The following is an 18,494-nucleotide window of genomic DNA, read 5'->3' as shown; positions in this document are numbered from 1 at the left end:
AAGACAGTTCCACCAGGACATGGCAAGGGCCGGACGCGCGCGCCCGGCCCTTGAGTGCCCCCGGCAGGATTCGAACCTGCGACCAGAGGATTAGAAGGCCCCTGCTCTATCCCCTGAGCTACGGAGGCAGTACCCCGAGTTTACTATGGCCGCCCGGGACCGCTCAGGGTCGATGGCCATACGCCGGCGGCGACGGGCTGCCACGACATCATTCGTCGTCGACGGCGGCCTCGGCCGTGAAGGTCACCCGCAGTTCGAGGCGGTGCTGGCCGTCAGGGTCCTGCGAGTAGACGGCCTTCCCGGAGATGCCTCGCAGTCCGTCCGTCCCGGATCCCGGGATGATGTGCCCGGAGCTCGCAGCGTCGGCGCCCTCTGCGACCCCCCAGTGCTGCACGGTCATCGCGCCCGTGCGCTCGCCGATCGAGCCGACGAACTGTTCGGACGCCACATAGCCGGCTCCGACGTCGTTCCCTGCCATCAGCAGCTCTGCGGTGCTCGTTCCGCTGATCTCGCCCTCGAAGACTTTCGCGGCCCGCACACGGGAGAGCTCGCCGGTGCTTCCGGGTTCGGAGTACGGCTCCGCGACCCACTCGCTGATCTCGTACTCGCCGGTGTACCCCGTCGTTCCTGTATCGGTCATCGGTCCAGTATCGCCGTTCCGCGCCTCCCCCGCTCGCGCGACCCCCGATCCGTCCCGCCTCGACACCCCGGCCGACGTCGGATCAGTGCAGCTGACCCGGGGCAAGCGGACTGTACCGCCGTCGGAAGAGCACTTTGGTGCTGCGGTCCAGGAACACGAGGTACAGCGCGAACCCGAGCGCGACGACGGCCGCCACCTGCCGCGCCACCGTCAGGCTGAGATCGAAGTAGGGGAAGATGTCGAGCTGGTCCGAGATGGCGTAGACCATGAAGAACGCCACCGTGAAGTAGAGGAACTTGACCTGCCAGTCGTCCCGGATCCCGGTCACGGCGAACAGTGGGATCAGCCAGACGACGTACCAGGACTGGATCATGGGGGCCAGCAGCACGATGGCGGCGAAGGCGAACGCGAGTCGCCGGACGAGCCGGCTGTGGTCCCCGCGGAACACCTGGATCGCGATGATCACGAGCGAGGCGATGCGCGCAACGGTGTGGAAGGCGTTGGCGAAGTCCCACCCGCTGAGGCCGACGGCATTGCCGAGGGTCGCGATCACCAGCCCGATGAAGCCGACCGGCGCGTACCAGATCCAGACGCTCCCCGGGGTGCTGAGTGCACCGACCCAGCCGAACCCGAACGTATTGATGAGCCCCATGATCCAGAGGATGCCAAGACACAGGCCGGCCGTCATGAACCAGTAGAGGAACTTCCGGGGCCAGGAGGCACCCTTGCCTGCCCACATGAGGCCGACGAACGGCAGGAAGATGAGGGTGATCGGCTTGATGCCGACGGACAGCGTGATGAGGAGGATCCCGAGCAGGGGTCGCTTCGTCGCGCACAGGTACAGCCCGGCCAGCGCCAGCCCGATCATCAGGGAGTCGTTGTGGATGGCGGCGACGAAATTGATGAGGAAGAGCGGATTGGCGACGGTCAGCCACAGGGCTCGGGTCGCGTTGATGGAGTGGAGCGCCGCGAGCTTCGGGACGAAATAGATGCACAGTGCGACGCCGAACAGCGCCACGACCCTGAACAGGATGATCGACGTGTCCGGGTAGCCGCCCGTGACGCGGACGATGCCCTCCTCGATCCACAGGAACACCGGACCGTAGGGCGTCGGACTCTGTGCCCACAGGTCGTCGGCGCCGATCTGCAGGTAGTTGGAGATCTGCGAGTAGCCGTCCCGGTAGGGATTCAGCTTGGCGATCATGACCTGGCCCTGCGCGATGTAGGCGAAGACGTCGCGGCTGAAGAGGGGCAGGGACGCAGCGAGCGGGACGGTCCAGGCGAGGATGGCCTTGACTACGTATGGACGCGTCTCGTCGGACCAACCGTTCAACCGCTGGCCCAGGCGCAGCCACGCGCGGATCAGCAGCATCCCGCCGAGGGCGAGGAGCAGGACCGAGAGCACCGCGCCCACCGGTTCGAAGCGCAGCCAGATGATGACCGGGTTGCGTCGTAGCTCCACCGACGCGAGGGACAGCCAGCCGACCCCGAGGGAGCCCATCCACATCATCACCGACCCGACGAACCCCTGCACGATCGCGACGTTCGGCCGGTTGGGGCCCGGCTGCGTCTCGACCTGCAGGGCGGGGAGCTGGGCGGGCATCTGGGGAATCCAATCGTCGGCAGGCATAAGTCGGCGTCGAACGCCCATGTCCTCAGGCGGCCGGCCGGCGACGGCCTGGCGCGGGGCACATCGGTGCCTGTACCGGAAGCAGCAGGGTTACCCAGATCTCCCCGCAGCCCTGAGCGAACTGTTCGAATATTAGCACCGGGTGGAACTCCGGGACCGGCAGCCGCCGTCCTCGGCGGCGCGTCGACAGGGGCCCGCATCCCGTGCCCGACGGCCTTAAGCGGTCCGGTCCGCTGCCGCTCCGGCTGCCCGCCACGGGGCGCGCCTCGCCTCCCCCGCGGACCGACCCGCGCCTCCGCGAAGCGCGTCGTCGGCGGACGGTACATTGGTCGAATGCCGATATCGAATGAACACATCGTCTGGATCGACTGCGAGATGACGGGCCTGGACCTCACGAACGACGCGCTGATCGAGGTCGCCGTGCTCGTCACGGACGCCGAGCTCAACATCCTCGGCGACGGTGTGGACGTCGTGATCAAGCCGGCGCCGGAGGCCCTCGAACAGATGGGCGACTTCGTGCGCACCATGCACACCACCTCCGGCCTCCTCGAGGAGCTCGACGGCGGTATCAGCATGGAGGACGCGCAGCAGCAGGTCCTCGACTACATCCGGACCCACGTCCCCGAACCCCGCAAGGCCCAGCTCGCGGGCAATTCGGTCGGCACGGACAGGAACTTCCTCCTGCGCGACATGCCCCTCGTGACCGATCACCTGCACTACCGGATCATCGACGTATCCACGATCAAGGAGCTGGCCCGCCGCTGGTACACCCGCGCCTACTTCCAGTCGCCGGCCAAGACGGGCGGCCACCGTGCCCTGGGGGACATCGAGGACTCCATCCGGGAGCTGCGCTACTACCGGGCCGCCGTCTTCGTTCCCGCGCCCGGACCCGACTCGGCCACCAGCAAGGCGATCGCCCGCGGCATCGTCTCCTGACCCCGCCCGGCGGCGCCGACGCGGTGTCGGCGGGCGCTGTCCGGAGCACTCCGAAAAGTGTGTAGACTTGTATCCGCTGCCTTTCGCAGCCAGTCCGGACGAAGGTTCTCACCGGACCGGACAGCGAAGCACATGGTGGGTATAGCTCAGTTGGCAGAGCGCCTGGTTGTGGTCCAGGAGGTCGCGGGTTCAACCCCCGTTACTCACCCTCAGTCGTCAGGTTGGTTCCTGACCACGAATGCCGTCCCGGAGATCGTCCGGGGCGGCATCCGCATTTTCCGGACCCCGTACGCCCACGCCTCCCGGACGCAGCCTGCACAGGCCCGCGGCCCCGGCGGCCGAGAGCACCGAAGGACCCACCATGGAACGCACAGTGTTCGACGAGGATCACGAGCTCTTCCGCGACGTCGCCCGCGAGTTCAACGAGCGCGCCGTCGCACCGCACTACGCGGACTGGGACAGGCAGCACATGATGGACCGCGCGGTGTGGACGGCCGCCGGGGAGCAGGGCCTGCTCGGCCTGGCGGTCCCCGAGGAATTCGGCGGAGCCGGCATGCCCGACTACCGCTTCCGATCCGTCCTCGACGAGGAATTCGCCCGCAGCAACCATCTCTCCGTGGGCCTGGCGTTCCACCTCCACGACGATCTGGTCCTCCCCCACCTGCTCGCGCACGGCTCCGACGACCTCAAGGAACGCTGGCTCCCCGGGATGGTCTCGGGGGAGATCGTGACCTCCTGTGCATGGACCGAACCCGGAGCCGGCAGCGACCTGCGCGGGATCCGCACCAAGGCGGTGCGCGACGGCGACGACTGGCTCATCAGCGGCCAGAAGGTCTTCATCGGCAACGGGATCAGCGGGGACGCGTCACTCGTCCTCGCGAGGACCGACGGCGGCTCCGGTCGCGGGGCCAGCGACTCGTTCTCCCTGTTCATGGTGCGCAAGGGCGAGGGATACACGCCGGGCCGGCAACTCGACAAGATGGGCTTCCACGCCTCCGACACGGCCGAGCTGTTCTTCGACAACGTGCGGGTCCCCGGGACGGACCTCGTGGGCGAGGTGGGGCAGGGCCTCCGCTACAGCCTCGAGCAGATCCCCCAGGGCCGGTTGGGTATCGCCGTCGCGGCAGCCGCCCTCGCCCGGGCGGCCTACGAGCAGACCGTCCGCTACGTGACGGATCGGAGCGCCTTCGGTGAACGGGTGCTCGATTTCCAGAACACCCGCCACGTCCTCGCCGACATCCTCACCGAGGTCGAGGTGACGGAGACCTTCGTGGACCGGGCGGTCCTCGCCTTCAACGCCGGGAGCCTGACCCCCACCGCTGCAGCGCAGTCGAAGCTGTGGGCCGGCGAACGGGCGAAATCGATCACGGACCGCTGCCTGCAGCTGCACGGCGGGTACGGCTACATCCTGGAGTACCCCGTGGCGCAGGCCTTCCTGGCCGCGCGGCTGCTGACGATCTTCGGCGGTACCAGCGAGATCATGCGCGAGTCCATCGGTCGCACGATCGCGGACCGCGCCGCACGGAAGAGGTAGTCCCATGACCGTCCACCCCATCACGATCACCGGTGAGCCGGTCCTGCATCAGCGCGCCCGGCCCGTCGAGGCGTTCGACGACGCACTGCGTACCCTGATCGCCGATCTGTTCGAGACGATGGACACCGCCAACGGGGTCGGTCTCGCGGCGCCGCAGATCGGCGTCGGCCTGCGGATCTTCGTCTACGGCATGGAGAACGACGACGACGTGCCGGCACGGGGCGTCGTCGTGAATCCCACGCTCGTCACATCGAAGATCCCGGGCTCGGAGCCCGACCCCGACGAGGAGTCGGAAGGATGCCTCTCCGTTCCGGGTGAAGCGTTTCCGCTCAAGCGCGCCGACTGGGTGCGGGTCTCCGGCTTCGACGGCGAGGGGGCTCCCGTGGAGTTCGAGGCGACGGGGTGGTTCGCCCGGTGCATGCAGCACGAGAACGACCACCTGGACGGGAAACTGTACGTGGACCGGCTCAACGCGAAGCACACGCGCCGGGCCAGGAAGGCCGTGAAGGCCAACGGGTGGGGTATCGCGGGGCTCACCTGGATGCCCGGGGTGGATCCGGACCCCTTCGGTCACTGATCGCGCTGCCGACCGCGCCGCTCCGCCCGGTTCGATCGATCGCTCGGTGAGCGGGCGTCATGACGAGGACTTCGGGGTGTGCTCCTGACCCATCGGTGCGGGCGCTTCTACGAGGTCCTCGAGGCGCGTGACACCCCTGAGTGGACCCAGCAGGGCGACGAGTGGCGCCGAGCAGGCGATCACGACGCCGACGAGGATCGCCTCCCTGATCCCGATCGACTCTGCGAGCACACCCGCCAGGAGACTGGCGAGGGCGAGCATGCCCCAGCTGACCGTCCGGGACGCGGCGCCGAGCCGGCCCATCATGCCGGGCGGGCACACGCGTTGGCGGAAGCTGGATCCCACCACGATGTTCCACGAGACGCTCGCTCCCATGACGAACATGCCGAGCAGGCCCCAGAGCATGCCCCAGCCGGGCGAGAGCACCAGCAGCGATGCGTACCCGAGGACCCCCGGCACCATGGACCACCGCCAGAGAGGACCGGAGCCGATACGCTCCCCCAGGGCGTTCGCGGTGACCCCTCCGACGGCCCCACCGACCGACGCTGCGGCGAGGAGCAGACCGAGCCAGATCTCGGACTCACCCAGCGTGCGGAGCACCAGGAGCACGAGGAGGGACGCGGCGATGTTCCCGCCGAGGTTCCACAGGGCGGCATTGAGGAGGAGCGCACGCAGGGGCGCGGTGCTGAACGTGTAGCGCAACCCGTCCGCCATCTCCCTGAGGATGGGACGCTTCGCCGGTGGCTGCACCACCTCCCTCACGTCGAGCCGTTGTACCGCGAGGAGCGAGACGATCGACGCGGTCAACTGCACCAGGAGGGTGTTGGAAGCACCGGCGAACGTGGTCAGCCACCCTGCCATCGCGCGACCGGCGGCGTCCGCTGCGGCCCCCGTTCCGGTGATGAGGCCGTTGCCCTCCATGAGTTCGTCCGGCGTCACCGCCTGCTGGACCAGGGCGGCATCAGCCAGCTGGAAGAAGACGGAGGCGATGCCCGCGACGAAGGCGACGACGAAGAGGAGGGGCGTGGACAGGAAATCGAGCCAGTACCCGATCGGCAGCAGGCCGAGTACGAGCACGCGCACCGCGAGGGCGGCCATCATCACGGGCTTCCGCGGCAGCCGGTCCACCCAGACACCGATCAGGAGTCCGAGCACCAGCCACGGGAGGAAGGTCATACCGGCAAGCGCCGCGACCTCGAAGTTGCTGGCCTGCAGTTCGACGGCCGCGATGATCGGGAGGGCCACGGCGGCCACCGCGTTCCCCAGGACGCCGGAGGTGCTCGAGACGAGGAGGGCACGGAAGTTGCGGTTGCGCGCGACGAGTCGTCGCTCCTGCATACCCCCAGCGCTCATTCGAACACCATAACCGAGCCGCTGTAGGGCTCCCGCCGAAGCACCGCCATTCGGAGCCAGGACTTCAGCCACCCTTGACGGGCGAGCACGTTCCATCGATAATCATTCGCCTCGGCAATCAAACTGTGCCGTCGGCTGGAAATTCCCGGTTTCTCCCCTGGCGAAGAGCGGCGTCTCCCGATTGCCGTGGCCGCAGCAGGGGCGGACCATGGAGGTGGAGGGTCATCCCGCGATCGTTCCCCCAGCAGCATCGCGGTCGATGCCCCTTCGAGGCGGCTATAGACGCCGGGCGGTCCCCCTACCTCTTGAGACCGGGTACGGGGGACCGTTTCATGCGCTGCTCGGGTCCACCGCTCTGCTGCCTGCGTCGCGTGCGGGACCGAGGCGAACGGACCGGCCCCGAAGCCCCAGCTGTAGGCCGGCCCGTTCATACCGTCGCGCTTGCGTACGAGACCCGCGGCGGTCCTCACACAGTAGGCCGCTCGGCGGGCATGGACAACGGGCGGCGCGCCCATTGCGCCGATGTGTCACTTCCGTCGGCGGACGAGGACCGCTGTTCGGACCAGGACGGCGAGAAGAAGTACGGCTCCGACGATGAAGAGCAGCGCGAGCCAGAGAGCCGGACCCTCGTCGCCGTCGCCGGTCCCCCAGCCGAGCCGGCGGGCAGCGATGACGAGCGCTATCAGCGAGGCTCCCAGGATGAAGGTCACGCGGGGCCACGGGTGCGTTTTCGCCATCTGTCCAGCGTAGTCGAGCCGGTGCCGCCGGCACGCGGCGGCCGATCCTGGATGCCCGGGCTCGTCGGTGAGGTGCGCCCGCACGGATCCGGTCCCTCCAGTCACCTGAGCAGTGATCACCCAGGTCAGCACGTGGGGCCCACGCTCGTCGTCGGGTTCCTGCAGCTCTCCGGGTGGTCGGGGGATGGGTCGACCGATACGCCGGGTTCTGTCATCGCACGACGTTGCCGCTGTGCGAGTGGCGACCATCCATCTACGGACGCCGTTACCGACGCCCTCCAGCGGCCTACCCGTGCACTCGGGCGGGCAGCCCTCGGACGCGCACTGTCTGGCCTTGCTCCGGGTGGGGTTTACCGAGCCGCACCGGTCACCCGGCACGCTGGTGGTCTCTTACACCGCCTTTTCACCCTTACTCCCGTCCACGCCGGAGCGTGGTGGGGAGCGGTCTCTTTTCTGTGGCACTGGCCTGCGGGTCACCCCGAGTGGGCGTTACCCACCACCCTGCCCTGCGGAGCCCGGACGTTCCTCGGTGGCCCGCAAGCGGGCTCAACGCGGCCGCCTGGTCGACCCATCCGTCATCCATTCTAGGGGTTCGGCCCCGCTCCTCCGATCGGCAGGCAGGCGGGCGTCCACGCGTGCGGCCGGCCCCCCGGCATCCGATACGGTGGACCGGTGCTGATCCTCCTCCCGCCCTCCGAAGGCAAAGCCGCAGCCCGGAGGGGGGACCCCCTCGTCCTCGAGGATCTCGCGTTCCCCGGACTCACGGCCGCCCGCAGGACTGTCCTCACAGGGCTGGAAGCGGCAAGCGCCCACGACGACGCCCACACGCTCCTCGGGGTCGGAGCATCGCTGGCGGAGGACCTGCGCCGGAACCTGGTCCTCGAGACCGCCCCTGCCGCCCCGGCGCACGACGTGTACTCCGGGGTGCTCTACGACGCGCTCGGGTACGCCACGATGACCGCGGTGCAGAAGCGCCGGGCACGCGAGCAGTGCGTCGTCGTCTCCGGCCTGTGGGGAGCCATCGGTCTCGGCGACCGTATCCCGGCCTACCGCCTGTCCATGTCCGTGGACCTACCCGGGATCGGGCGGCTGGCGAGCTACTGGAAGCAGCACCTTGCTGACCCCCTGACCGGGCGCGCCGGCGCGGATTTGATCGTCGACTGCAGATCCAGCACCTACACGCCGGCCTGGGTCCCACCCCCGCAGCAGACCGCCGCCGTCGGTGTCTTCCAGCTCCGCAAGGGGAAGCGCACCGTCGTCTCGCATTTTGCGAAGCACACGCGCGGTGAACTCGCGCGACACCTCCTGACCCGGCGAGGCGCTGCTCCAGCCTCCCCGGAGGCGCTCCTGCGCGCCACTCAGGAGCGGTGGTCGGCGGAGCTCACTCCGGCGACGGCACGCAAGCCTGCCCAGCTCGCCATCCTTATCGACTGACCATCAACGGCCCGGTGTCCCGCGCGGAACGATGGTCCTGACGCCCCGCGTACACCGCGTACACCGCGTGCACCGCGTACACCGCGTGCACCGCGTACATGGTCCCCCCTCGCGGACCACTCAACCGGCGACGAGCTCCACCTCGAACCCCTCGGCGTTCTCGAGGTAGGCGGCGTAATGGTCAGCGCCCCCTGCGTGAGGATGTTCATCGGGGAAGAGCAGCGACCAGCCGTGACTCGCCGCGCGGCGCACCAGGAGGTCGACGTCCGCCGTGGAGCCGGCGTGGAACGCGAGGTGGTTGACGCCCGGGCGGCGGCGTTCGTGGTGTCCCGCCGCGAGGTCGGGACCGCTCTCGAGCACGACATAGAAGTCGTCGGATCCGTAGCTGGTGCCGTCCCGCCAGGACTCACGCTGCGGGAAACCCAACCGCTCGAGCAGCCAGCCGAGGCTCTCCCGCGACCCGGCGAGATCACCGGTCCAGACCTCGACGTGGTGCAACCTGCCGGCGGATCGTGGCACGGCGGGCGCGGGATCGGGCTCGACGGCGGCCACGGGAGTTTTCTGGGCACGTGGCGTCCACTCGACACCGGCCATGCCCGCATCCATGGCCTCGTTCGACAGGCGATCGGCATCCTTGTTGCGCTCACGCGGGATCCACTCGTAGCTCACACGCCGCGGATCGAGCACTTTCCGTGCCTTCGCCGCCAGCACCCGCATGTCGGCGTGCTTGATCTGCCACCGACCCGACATCTGCTCGACGACGAGCTTCGAGTCCATCTTCACGTGGACGGAGGCGGTCGGGTTGATCTCACGGGCGAGTTCCAGACCGGACACCAGGCCGGAATACTCTGCCACGTTGTTGGATGCCTTGCCGATGTAGGCGGCCTTCTCGACGAGGATCCGGCCCGTCTCCGGATCCCTGACGAGGGCGCCGTAACCGGCGTGGCCCGGGTTGCCGCGGGAGCCGCCATCGGCCTCGACGACGAGCCGCGCCGGGGCACCCGTCACCGTCTCCCCGCTCTGCTGGTCCCGCTCGTAGGGGTCGAACAACTGCTGATCCGTCACGGCTGCTGGTTCCCCCAGTCGCTCGACCGCACGAGGATGCAGCCGGAATCCGGACACAGCACGATCTCGTCCGGGGCGGCTCCAGAGATGTCGGCCAGGTCGCCGGGGCTGAGCTGCATGCCCGACCCCTCGGACTTGCCGTGGAACAGGCGCGCGGCGCCGACACCGCGCCGCGCGAGGATCCGCTCGTACATCGTCAGGAGCGGCGCGTCGAAGGTCGCGGCGAGCTCGTCCCGCTGGGCCTGGACGGAGCCACGCTGTTCGTCGATGGCCGCCAGCTCGGCATCGCGGACCTCCTCCAGGCCGCGCAGCTCGGCGCGCACGCCGTTGGTCCTGCCCTGCACCTCGAGCTGGGCGGACCGCGCGGCCTCCACGCGCTCCATGACGTCGAGTTCGACGTCCTCGAGATCGGAACGCCGCTTCGTCAGGGAGGCCACCTCGTGCTGCAGCGCCGTCAGGTCCTTCGACGACCCGGTTCCGCTGTTCAGCCGCTTGTCGTCACGCTCCAGCCGGGTCACCACCGACTGCACCTCGTCCTCCGCACGCGTGAGTTCGCGTTCGAGGTCGCCGAGCTCCGTGGTGGCCCGGACCAGTTCCCCGTCCACCTCGGCGACGCGGGCGCCGACGATCCCCAGCTCGGGGTTGCTGCGCGCGGCGGCCGCCTGGCGTGACAGCTTGTTGAGGGTCGAGTCGAGGGCCTGCAGATCGAGCAGGCGTAGTTGTTCCTCGGGAGCAGCCTTGGCCACGGAAAACCTCCAGGGTGGGACGGGTGGTGCACGACGGGCGGGCGGGGGCGTCGTCCAAGCCTAGGCCACGGTGCGGGCGTGCACGCGTGCACGGCGTGGGCGGCCCGACGGGCGGCAGGCCGCGAGCGCGGACCGCGCGACGGACGACGACGGCCTGCGGCGGCTCAGTAGCCTGGGGGGCAGCAGCAGCTCGGTGGCGGCTCAGCGGCCCGGGGTCAGGACGAAGTCCCACGGATCGGTGTTGACGCCGCTGACTCGGATGTCGGTGCTGAAGCCCTGGTCCGACAGCACGTTGCCGAGGGCGTCGGCCGCGGGGGTGAGCCACAACCATTCGCTGCCGAAGTGGGAGACGTCGATCAGGTACGGTGCGGCGCCGGCGGCCGCCTCCCGCACCTCGGACGCGGGGTGGTGGCGCAGGTCCGCCGTGACGTAGACGTCGGCGCGGCTCGCGCGGACGCTGTCGAACAGTGAGTCCCCTGCGCCGCCGCAGACGGCGATGCGCCGGACCAGCGCGTCCTTGTCCCCTGCCACCCGGACGCCACCGGCGACCGCGGGGAGGATCGAGAACACCGAGGCGGCGAAGTCTCCGAGGGTCGCCGGGGCGGCGAGATCGCCCACCCTCCCGATGCCCTCCTCGGGCAGGCCCTCGGCGGCGCGGGTGAGCGGCTCCACGTCCTGAAGGCCGAGTGCGTCGGCGAGGACGTCGGAGACGCCCCCGACGGCGCTGTCGCCGTTGGTGTGCACCGTGACGAGAGCGCAGCCGGCTTCGATGAGGCGGTGGACGGCTTCGCCCTTGAAGCCCGCGGCGGCGACCGAGGAGACCGGCTTCAGGAGGAGGGGATGGTGGGAGATGATCATCGTCGCACCCCAGCCGAGCGCCTCGTCGAGCACGGCCGCGGTCGGGTCGACGGTGAAGAGGATCTTCCCCACGCGGTTCCCGGACCGCCCGGCCACGAGGCCGACGGCGTCCCACCCCTCCGCCAGGCTCTCCGGCCACAACTCCTCGATGGCGACGAGGACATCGCCGACGGTCGGCGTCGCCGTCCTGTCGGTCACCAGCCCGGCGCGGGAGCTGTCGGCCGTCGGCGCGGCGTCGGAGCCGGGTCCCTCGGGTGCCGTGGGGTCGCCCTGGAGAATCTGCCCGGTCTCCTCCTCCGTCGAGGGGGCGACGCCGGCGTCGTGCTCGTTGTTGTCCATGCCACCAGTAATACCCGTCCGCCGCACGGCCCTCCAACTCACCGCCGGACCCGCCTCGGAGCTCCTGCCGGACGCAGTCCGCTTCCACTGCGGGCTGATCCGCCGCGGGAATCTTCGGTGCGCGCCGCGCATTGACACAGTCATGAAGACATTTGTGCTTGGAGGGGGCTGTTTCTGGTGCCTCGATGCCCTTTACCAGAAGACCCGCGGCGTGACCGACGTCGTCTCGGGCTACACCGGCGGCCACACGAAGCATCCCGACTACGACTCCGTCTGCTCCGGTATGACCGGCCATGCGGAGGTCGTCGCGGTGAGCTTCGACGAGACCGTCATCCCCGAGGACGTCATCCTCGACATGTTCTTCGTCTCCCATGACCCCACGACGCTCAACCGCCAGGGCTACGACGTCGGCACGCAGTACCGCAGCGTCATGTACTACCAGGACGCCGAGCAGAAGGCGCTCTACGAGGAGGCGATCGCGCGGAACCAGGAGAACTGGAAGAACCCGATCGTCACCGAGGTCAGCAGGCTGCCCGAGTTCCACGTGGCGGAGGACTGGCACCAGAACTACTACGCCAAGCACCCCGAGCAGGGATACTGCCAGGTGATCATCAATCCGAAGCTGTCCAAGGCTCGGAAGTATTACTCCCAGTGGCTCGCCGCGTAGGCGGCAGGGCCTCCAGCCGTTAGGCTGACCGCCGTCGTCACGGCGGATGGTCCGAAGGCCTCCGCCGTGACGACACCCCTCCTCCCGACTCCAGAACAGGCAGGCCCCGCATGGCAAAGATCTACGACGACGTCACCCAGTTGGTCGGACGCACTCCCCTCGTGCGCCTGAACCGCCTCACCGAGGGACTCGATGCGCAGGTCGCCGTCAAGCTGGAGTTCTACAACCCTGCGAACAGCGTGAAGGACCGCATCGGCGTCGCCATCATCGATGCCGCCGAGCAGGCCGGCGCACTGCGCCCGGGTGGCACCATCGTGGAAGGCACGTCGGGGAACACCGGGATCGCCCTCGCGATGGTCGGCGCCGCCCGGGGGTACAAGGTGATCCTGACGATGCCCGAGACCATGTCCACCGAGCGCCGGGTCATGCTGCGCGCGTACGGCGCGGAGATCGTCCTGACGCCGGGCTCCGAAGGGATGCGCGGCGCCGTCGAGCGGGCCAAGGACATCGTCGCCTCGACCGAGAACGCCATATGGGCCCAGCAGTTCGCCAATGCGGCCAACCCCGCCATCCACCGTGCCACCACCGCCGAGGAGGTCTGGGAGGACACGGACGGCGCAGTCGACATCTTCGTTGCGGGCGTGGGCACCGGCGGGACCATCACCGGCGTCGGCCAGGTGCTGAAGCAACGCAAGCCCGGCGTGCAGATCGTCGCCGTCGAGCCCGCCGACTCGCCCATCCTCAACGGTGGAGCTCCCGGACCGCACAAGATCCAGGGCCTCGGCGCCAACTTCATCCCGGAGAACCTGGACCGCGACGCCTACGACGAGGTGCTGGACGCCACCGTCGAGGATTCCGTCCGCGTGGCACGCGCGCTCGGCACGCAGGAGGGCATCCTCGGGGGGATCTCGTCCGGCGCGATCGTGTGGGCAGCTCTCGAGCTCGCGAAGCGGCCCGAGAACGCCGGTAAGCTCATCGTGGCGATCGTCTGCGACTTTGGCGAGCGCTACATCTCCACGGTGCTCTTCGACGACATCCGCGGCTGAACGGGCCGCGGACCATCCCGGACAGCCGCTCCGATCCGCTGACATCACGACCCGTCGATGCAGCACCACCACCCATGCGAAGGTAGCCGGTGAGTTTTCTAGAACGATTGCGCGAGGATCTCGAGACGGCGCGCACTCATGATCCGGCCGCCCGTGGAGACGTGGAGAACACCGTCGTGTACTCGGGCCTCCACGCGATCTGGGTCCACCGCCTCACGCATCGCATGTGGCGTACCGAGGCCCTGCGCTTTCCCGCGCGGGTACTCTCGCAACTCACTCGGGTGCTGACCGGCGTCGAGATCCATCCGGCGGCGACGATCGGCCGGAGGTTCTTCATCGACCACGGCATGGGTATCGTCATCGGCGGCACGGCCGAGATCGGCGACGACGTCATGCTGTACCAGGGCGTGACCCTGGGCGGACGATCGCTCGAGAAGGTCAAGCGCCACCCCACGATCGGTGACCGCGTGACGATCGGAGCTGGCGCCAAGGTGCTCGGTCCCATCACGATCGGCGCGGGCAGCGCGGTGGGCGCGAACGCCGTCGTCGTCAAGGACACCCCGCCGGATTCGATCGTGACGGGGATCCCTGCGACGTTCCGCCACCGCGACTCGCGGCGCGAGACCCAGCCCGCGGTGGATCCGGCCGAGTACGTGGACCCCGCGATCTACATCTGAGCCTCGGACGCAGGGAGACCCCGGACCACGGTCCGGGGTCTCCCTGCGTTCAGCGTGGCGTCAGTGGGTGTCGACGGCCTCGATCTCGGACTTGTCCTCGCCCCACAGGGTATGGAAGGTGCCCTCGGTGTCCACGCGGTTGTAGGTGTGCGCTCCGAAGAGGTCCCGCAGTCCCTGGGTGAGCGCGGCCGGCAGGCGGGGGCGGCGCAGTCCGTCGTAGTACGCGAGCGATGCCGAGAAGACCGGCACGGGGATGCCGAGCTGGACGGCGGTCGAGACGACCCGCCGCCAGGCGGGGACCGCACCGGCGATGGCCTCGGTGAAGGCCGGTGCGAGCAGCAGGTTCGCCGGACGCTCGTCGGCCACGGCGTACGCCTTCATGATGTCGTCCAGCAGTTCCGCCCGGATGATGCAGCCCGCGCGCCACAGCGAGGCGATCTCGTCGAGCTTCAGGTCCCAGCCGTACTCCTTCGCGGCCGCCGTGAGCATGTCGATGCCCTGCGCGTAGCTGACGAGCTTCGAGGCGTAGAGGGCGAGCCGCACGTCCTCGACGAAACTCTCGGGGAGCGCCACCGTCGCTTCGTGGCCCTGCAGCATCTCCTGGGCGGGCACCCGCTGATCCTTCTGCGAGGACAGCGCCCGGGCGAACACCGACTCGGCGATACCCGACGTGGGGCTACCGAGCTCGAGGGCTGACACGACCGTCCAGCGGCCGGTGCCCTTCTGACCCGCCGAGTCGACGACGACGTCCACGAAGGGCTTGCCCGTGCGCCCGTCGATGTGGCCGAGGACCTCTGCGGTGATCTCGATCAGGAAGGAGGACAGGGTGCCGGAGTTCCAGTCCGTGAAGATCTTCGCCTGCTCGGCGGGCTCGATGCCCGCGCCGGAGCGCAGGAGGTCGAAGGCCTCGCCGATGACCTGCATGTCGGCGTACTCGATCCCGTTGTGCACCATCTTCACGAAGTGGCCGGCGCCGTCTGTGCCGATCCAGCGGCAGCAGGGCTCCCCGTTGTACTTGGCCGAGATCTTCTCGAGCATCGGGCCCAGGGAGTCGTAGGACTCGCGGGATCCGCCGGGCATGATCGACGGGCCGAGGAGGGCGCCTTCCTCGCCGCCCGAGACGCCGACGCCCACGAAGTGCAGGTCCTGCTGCGACAGGGCCGCCTCGCGGCGGCGCGTGTCCTCGTAGTGGGAGTTGCCGCCGTCGATCACGATGTCGCCGGGCTCCAGGAGCGGCGTGAGCTGGTCGATGACGGAGTCCACGGGCTTGCCCGCCTTGACCATGATGAGCACCCGGCGGGGCTTCTCGAGGGAATCGACGAGTTCCTGCAGTGTCTCGGTCCGGATGAACTCGCCGTCGCCGCCGTGCTTCTCCAGCAGGGTGTCGGTCTTCTCGATGGACCTGTTGTGCAGGGCCACGGTGTACCCGTTGCGGGCCAGGTTCCGGGCCAGGTTCGCTCCCATGACTGCCAGGCCTGTGACGCCGATCTGTGCGCTCAATGTGTTCTCCGTCGTTTGTCAGCTGCATGCATGTGCGCTGCAGGTGCCGGTGCTCGGCGCGTCTCCGCGCGGGCCGTCCGGTCGCTTTCACACTATTACCGTCGCGACACCTGCCGCTACACCGCCGGCCTGCGGGGACGGTTTGTTTCGTCGGGCGACGATTCCGGGACCACCGGACATGTGTCCCGATCGATAGCTGCTCCGGCTGGGTCGCTGGCGCCATCCGTGAAAGAATGGTAGGGATGTCCGACGTTACCGTTACCCCCGTTGCCCCCGCCCCCGCCACGGCGCGCCCTCAGGTGCGCCCGGAAGTCGAAGGTGCGCAGCCCATCGTGGCGAGCGACGGCCGGCCTCTGCTGCAGTTCAAGTCGCCGCGCGTCAGTCAGCCGCCGGTGCACCTGGCCGATCTCACGCTCGCTGAGCGGCAGGACCGCCTGAAGGAGCTGGGGCACCAGGGCTTCCGGGCGAAGCAGCTCTCCACCCACTACTTCTCGCACTACACCACGGATCCCGCCGCGATGAGCGATCTTCCGAAGGCCGGTCGCGAGGAGCTGGTGGCGGCGATGTTCCCGCCGCTGCTCACCGAGGTGAAGCGCCTGACGACGGACAACGGCGACACCATCAAGTTCCTCTGGCGCCTGTTCGACGGAGCCCTCGTCGAGTCGGTGCTCATGCGGTACCCGGGCCGCGTCACGCTCTGCGTGTCCTCGCAGGCGGGCTGTGGCATGAACTGCCCGTTCTGCGCCACGGGCCAGGCCGGCCTCACCCGCAACATGTCGACGGCGGAGATCGTGGATCAGGTCGTCGCGGCGAACCGGGCCCTCGCCGAGGGTGCGCTGGGTGATCTGCGGACCGACGGTGGACACGACGCCGACCGCGTCACCAACATCGTGTTCATGGGGATGGGTGAGCCGCTCGCCAACTACAAGCGGGTCATGGCGGCGCTGCACCGCTTCGTCGACGACTCCCCCGAGGGCCTCGGCATGTCCGCGCGGAACATCACCGTGTCGACGGTGGGCCTCGTGCCTGCGATCGACAAGCTGGCCGCGGAGAACCTCCCCGTGACCTTCGCCCTGTCCCTGCACGCACCCGACGACGAATTGCGCGACGAACTGATCCCCGTCAACACCCGCTGGAAGGTCGACGAGGCCTTGGACGCCGCGTACAACTACTACCGGACCACGGGGCGCCGGGTGAGCATCGAGTACGCGCTCATCAAGGACATGAACGATCATGCCTGGCGGGCCGATCTCCTCGCCAAGAAGTTGAACCAGCGCGGACGCGGATGGGTGCACGTCAATCCGATCCCCCTCAACCCCACGCCAGGTTCCATCTGGACCGCGTCGGAGAAGAGTGTCTCGACGGAGTTCATCAACCGGCTGCGCGCCGCGGGTATCCCCACCACGCTGCGGGACACCCGCGGCAAGGAGATCGACGGCGCCTGCGGCCAGCTCGCGGCGGGCGAATAGCGATCGTCTGAGTGGCGCGACCACTCGGCGTGCCGGTATAGTCGATCCTCGTGATGCAGCCCGTCCGTCAGGGTCCGATGGCGGCATCAGGTTCGATGGGTCTTTAGCTCAGCTGGTAGAGCGCCACGTTTACACCGTGGATGTCATCGGTTCGATCCCGGTAGGACCCACCACCGAAAACCCCGCCGTTCCAAGGGCTAGAACCACGGAGCGGCGGGTTTTCTGCTTCCCGGGATACCCCGGACACTCCCCCGTATTTGCAACGCGTAACAATTTGCAATACCTGACACGCCACACAGACGCCACACGCCTCACGCCTCACGCGGCAAGCAAAGCGTCGAGCCGGACCGCGATGTCGTCTAAGTCCTGGTCGAACAGGCCCGCATGCACGTCCAGCGTCATTGCCGCCGTCGCATGCCCAAGCATCCGCTGCACGCTTTTCACGAACGCGCCCGACTGCACCGCCCGCGAAGCAGCCGTATGCCGCAGGTTGTGGACCACAGGCCTGCAGGAACTCATACACCATGTGGCACGCCGTTGACGCGCGACCGTGGCGTCAAAGTGCCGGCGCTTGAAGTTGTTCGCCCGCACTCGCATTCCCCTCGACGTCGTGGACACCAGCTCGTCCCCGCCGGCCGCACCCTGGCGCTTCGCGAGCACGGACGTGCCCATCGTCGTCAGCGGAATGGTGCGCGGCTTCCCGCTCTTCGGAGGGCCCACCACAGGCCTCCCCTGAACGAACACCACCGCGCGGCGTCACAGTGAGGCGCCGGCGCCTCAGATCCCCGTCCTTCCACCGGAGCTCACACGCCTCCCCCATGCGCATGCCGGTCGTCGCAAGCAGCCGCACGAGGTCCGCGTACCGGCCGTCGATCGCTTCCGTGAGAGCGCGGACCTGCGCGACAGTGAGGAACTGGTGCTCACGCTTCGCTCCGCGGGGCAGGTTCACACCCGGGCCGGGTTCACGGTGATGCGCTGTTGGTTCACGCACCAGGCCAGGAAGTTGTTGAACCGTCCGTGGATGGTGTCTACCATCCGGGCCGCCTTACCCACGCGCAGCTCCCCCTCGGGGGTAACTCGGGGACCACGGACGCTCAGATCAAAGTTCTCGAGACGCACGTACCACACGTGGTCAAGGGACACTACTGAACCGTTTAGAACTGTGTGCGCCAGCACTGATCGTTGAGTTACAAGTGAGAGTCAAAGCGCGCAGTAGACAGTCTTGGAATGAACTCCTAAGCGCCCACCATCGCGCATGACAGAAGCGCCCCACCTCTTCGGAGGTG

General features: G+C 68.6%; 17 protein-coding genes, 3 tRNA genes, 1 other RNA gene and 1 pseudogene. 10 read left to right on the top strand and 12 right to left on the bottom strand.

Translation table 11 applies throughout. The features are described 5' to 3' along the window. Positions 1 to 55: 55 nt before the first annotated feature. From ACTIMO_RS10085 to mptB, 3 genes are all read right to left on the bottom strand, one after another. Positions 56 to 128: transfer RNA gene (locus tag ACTIMO_RS10085), tRNA-Arg, on the bottom strand. Positions 129 to 208: 80 nt separating this feature from the next. After that, entirely contained in the window at positions 209 to 640 is a 432-nt protein-coding gene (locus ACTIMO_RS10080; protein WP_448182330.1) for a DUF3224 domain-containing protein, read from the bottom strand. 82 nt (positions 641 to 722) lie between these two features. Continuing rightward, positions 723 to 2,243 carry a polyprenol phosphomannose-dependent alpha 1,6 mannosyltransferase MptB gene (mptB, locus tag ACTIMO_RS10075; RefSeq protein WP_448182329.1) on the bottom strand — a complete coding sequence of 507 codons (1,521 nt, stop codon included), beginning with the start codon at positions 2,241 to 2,243 and terminating at the stop codon, positions 723 to 725. Between the two features lie 360 nt (positions 2,244 to 2,603). Here mptB and orn point away from each other — a divergent pair, with 360 nt between their 5' ends. The 4 genes from orn (at position 2,604) to def (ending at position 5,317) form a co-directional block, all read left to right on the top strand. Continuing rightward, positions 2,604 to 3,206, top strand: a complete 603-nt coding sequence (orn, locus tag ACTIMO_RS10070) for an oligoribonuclease (protein WP_055773375.1) — start codon at positions 2,604 to 2,606, stop codon at positions 3,204 to 3,206. Positions 3,207 to 3,341: 135 nt separating this feature from the next. Further along, positions 3,342 to 3,414: transfer RNA gene (locus tag ACTIMO_RS10065), tRNA-His, on the top strand. A 153-nt stretch (positions 3,415 to 3,567) separates the two neighbouring features. Beyond that, entirely contained in the window at positions 3,568 to 4,740 is a 1,173-nt protein-coding gene (locus ACTIMO_RS10060) for an acyl-CoA dehydrogenase family protein (RefSeq protein ID WP_448182328.1), read from the top strand. Between the two features lie 4 nt (positions 4,741 to 4,744). Then, positions 4,745 to 5,317, top strand: a complete 573-nt coding sequence (gene def / locus ACTIMO_RS10055; RefSeq protein WP_055773370.1) for a peptide deformylase — start codon at positions 4,745 to 4,747, stop codon at positions 5,315 to 5,317. Positions 5,318 to 5,374: 57 nt separating this feature from the next. On the opposite strand, the gene ACTIMO_RS10050 is transcribed toward def, so the two are convergent. From ACTIMO_RS10050 to rnpB, 3 genes are all read right to left on the bottom strand, one after another. Further along, on the bottom strand, positions 5,375 to 6,670 hold the full coding sequence (locus ACTIMO_RS10050; RefSeq protein WP_422389898.1) for an MFS transporter: 1,296 nt from the start codon (positions 6,668 to 6,670) through the stop codon (positions 5,375 to 5,377). 527 nt (positions 6,671 to 7,197) lie between these two features. Then, complete coding sequence (locus ACTIMO_RS10045) at positions 7,198 to 7,407, bottom strand: hypothetical protein (RefSeq protein ID WP_422389899.1); 210 nt, start codon at positions 7,405 to 7,407, stop codon at positions 7,198 to 7,200. 181 nt (positions 7,408 to 7,588) lie between these two features. After that, positions 7,589 to 7,978: RNase P RNA component class A (gene rnpB / locus ACTIMO_RS10040), an RNA gene on the bottom strand. 101 nt (positions 7,979 to 8,079) lie between these two features. On the opposite strand from rnpB, the gene ACTIMO_RS10035 reads away from it, so the two are divergent. Next, positions 8,080 to 8,841 (top strand): YaaA family protein, encoded by a 762-nt coding sequence (locus ACTIMO_RS10035; RefSeq protein ID WP_448182327.1) that lies wholly within the window; start codon positions 8,080 to 8,082, stop codon positions 8,839 to 8,841. Positions 8,842 to 8,961: 120 nt separating this feature from the next. Here ACTIMO_RS10035 and ACTIMO_RS10030 read toward each other — a convergent pair whose 3' ends face one another. From ACTIMO_RS10030 to ACTIMO_RS10020, 3 genes are all read right to left on the bottom strand, one after another. Then, positions 8,962 to 9,906 carry a reverse transcriptase-like protein gene (locus ACTIMO_RS10030; protein ID WP_448182326.1) on the bottom strand — a complete coding sequence of 315 codons (945 nt, stop codon included), beginning with the start codon at positions 9,904 to 9,906 and terminating at the stop codon, positions 8,962 to 8,964. Continuing rightward, positions 9,903 to 10,652, bottom strand: a complete 750-nt coding sequence (locus ACTIMO_RS10025) for a zinc ribbon domain-containing protein (RefSeq protein WP_055773362.1) — start codon at positions 10,650 to 10,652, stop codon at positions 9,903 to 9,905. Before ACTIMO_RS10025 ends, ACTIMO_RS10030 begins: the two co-directional genes overlap by 4 nt. Positions 10,653 to 10,853: 201 nt before the next feature. After that, the gene (locus tag ACTIMO_RS10020; RefSeq protein WP_448182325.1) at positions 10,854 to 11,849 is read right to left on the bottom strand and encodes a Nif3-like dinuclear metal center hexameric protein; all 996 of its coding nucleotides are present in this window, start codon (positions 11,847 to 11,849) and stop codon (positions 10,854 to 10,856) included. Positions 11,850 to 11,991: 142 nt separating this feature from the next. Here ACTIMO_RS10020 and msrA point away from each other — a divergent pair, with 142 nt between their 5' ends. The 3 genes from msrA to epsC all read left to right on the top strand — a co-directional run bounded on the left by msrA (position 11,992) and on the right by epsC (position 14,239). Next, a complete protein-coding gene (gene msrA / locus ACTIMO_RS10015) occupies positions 11,992 to 12,516 on the top strand; it encodes a peptide-methionine (S)-S-oxide reductase MsrA (RefSeq protein WP_055773360.1) in 525 nt (174 codons plus the stop codon). 110 nt (positions 12,517 to 12,626) lie between these two features. Continuing rightward, entirely contained in the window at positions 12,627 to 13,562 is a 936-nt protein-coding gene (cysK, locus tag ACTIMO_RS10010) for a cysteine synthase A (protein ID WP_055773358.1), read from the top strand. An 89-nt stretch (positions 13,563 to 13,651) separates the two neighbouring features. Next, a complete protein-coding gene (epsC, locus tag ACTIMO_RS10005) occupies positions 13,652 to 14,239 on the top strand; it encodes a serine O-acetyltransferase EpsC (RefSeq protein WP_055773356.1) in 588 nt (195 codons plus the stop codon). Positions 14,240 to 14,299: 60 nt separating this feature from the next. Here epsC and gndA read toward each other — a convergent pair whose 3' ends face one another. Continuing rightward, entirely contained in the window at positions 14,300 to 15,739 is a 1,440-nt protein-coding gene (gene gndA, locus ACTIMO_RS10000) for an NADP-dependent phosphogluconate dehydrogenase (protein ID WP_448182324.1), read from the bottom strand. A 242-nt stretch (positions 15,740 to 15,981) separates the two neighbouring features. Between gndA and rlmN the strand changes: the two genes are divergently transcribed. Continuing rightward, positions 15,982 to 17,208 carry a 23S rRNA (adenine(2503)-C(2))-methyltransferase RlmN gene (gene rlmN / locus ACTIMO_RS09995; RefSeq protein ID WP_448182323.1) on the top strand — a complete coding sequence of 409 codons (1,227 nt, stop codon included), beginning with the start codon at positions 15,982 to 15,984 and terminating at the stop codon, positions 17,206 to 17,208. Positions 17,209 to 17,305: 97 nt separating this feature from the next. Next, positions 17,306 to 17,381 (top strand) — tRNA-Val (locus ACTIMO_RS09990). A 145-nt stretch (positions 17,382 to 17,526) separates the two neighbouring features. Here the strand turns inward: ACTIMO_RS09990 and ACTIMO_RS09985 are convergent. Further along, on the bottom strand, positions 17,527 to 17,931 hold the full coding sequence (locus ACTIMO_RS09985; protein WP_448182322.1) for a tyrosine-type recombinase/integrase: 405 nt from the start codon (positions 17,929 to 17,931) through the stop codon (positions 17,527 to 17,529). Positions 17,932 to 17,995: 64 nt separating this feature from the next. Beyond that, positions 17,996 to 18,157 (bottom strand): annotated as a pseudogene (locus ACTIMO_RS09980) (tyrosine-type recombinase/integrase); the annotation flags it as partial. Positions 18,158 to 18,494: the final 337 nt, after the last annotated feature.

It is taken from the genome of Arthrobacter sp. CP30, from assembly GCF_053470025.1.
Note: the sequence above shows the minus strand (reverse complement) of the source record. Positions and strands in the feature narration are given on the sequence as shown.

What these genes read in the sequence shown, in the direction of transcription:
- ACTIMO_RS10080 (WP_448182330.1), bottom strand. Translation starts at nt 640, where the DNA reads ATGACCGATACAGGAACGACGGGGTACACCGGCGAGTACGAGATCAGC.
- mptB (WP_448182329.1), bottom strand. Translation starts at nt 2,243, where the DNA reads ATGCCCGCCCAGCTCCCCGCCCTGCAGGTCGAGACGCAGCCGGGCCCC.
- orn (WP_055773375.1), top strand. Translation starts at nt 2,604, where the DNA reads ATGCCGATATCGAATGAACACATCGTCTGGATCGACTGCGAGATGACG.
- ACTIMO_RS10060 (WP_448182328.1), top strand. Translation starts at nt 3,568, where the DNA reads ATGGAACGCACAGTGTTCGACGAGGATCACGAGCTCTTCCGCGACGTC.
- def (WP_055773370.1), top strand. Translation starts at nt 4,745, where the DNA reads ATGACCGTCCACCCCATCACGATCACCGGTGAGCCGGTCCTGCATCAG.
- ACTIMO_RS10050 (WP_422389898.1), bottom strand. Translation starts at nt 6,670, where the DNA reads ATGAGCGCTGGGGGTATGCAGGAGCGACGACTCGTCGCGCGCAACCGC.
- ACTIMO_RS10045 (WP_422389899.1), bottom strand. Translation starts at nt 7,407, where the DNA reads ATGGCGAAAACGCACCCGTGGCCCCGCGTGACCTTCATCCTGGGAGCC.
- ACTIMO_RS10020 (WP_448182325.1), bottom strand. Translation starts at nt 11,849, where the DNA reads ATGGACAACAACGAGCACGACGCCGGCGTCGCCCCCTCGACGGAGGAG.
- msrA (WP_055773360.1), top strand. Translation starts at nt 11,992, where the DNA reads ATGAAGACATTTGTGCTTGGAGGGGGCTGTTTCTGGTGCCTCGATGCC.
- cysK (WP_055773358.1), top strand. Translation starts at nt 12,627, where the DNA reads ATGGCAAAGATCTACGACGACGTCACCCAGTTGGTCGGACGCACTCCC.
- rlmN (WP_448182323.1), top strand. Translation starts at nt 15,982, where the DNA reads ATGTCCGACGTTACCGTTACCCCCGTTGCCCCCGCCCCCGCCACGGCG.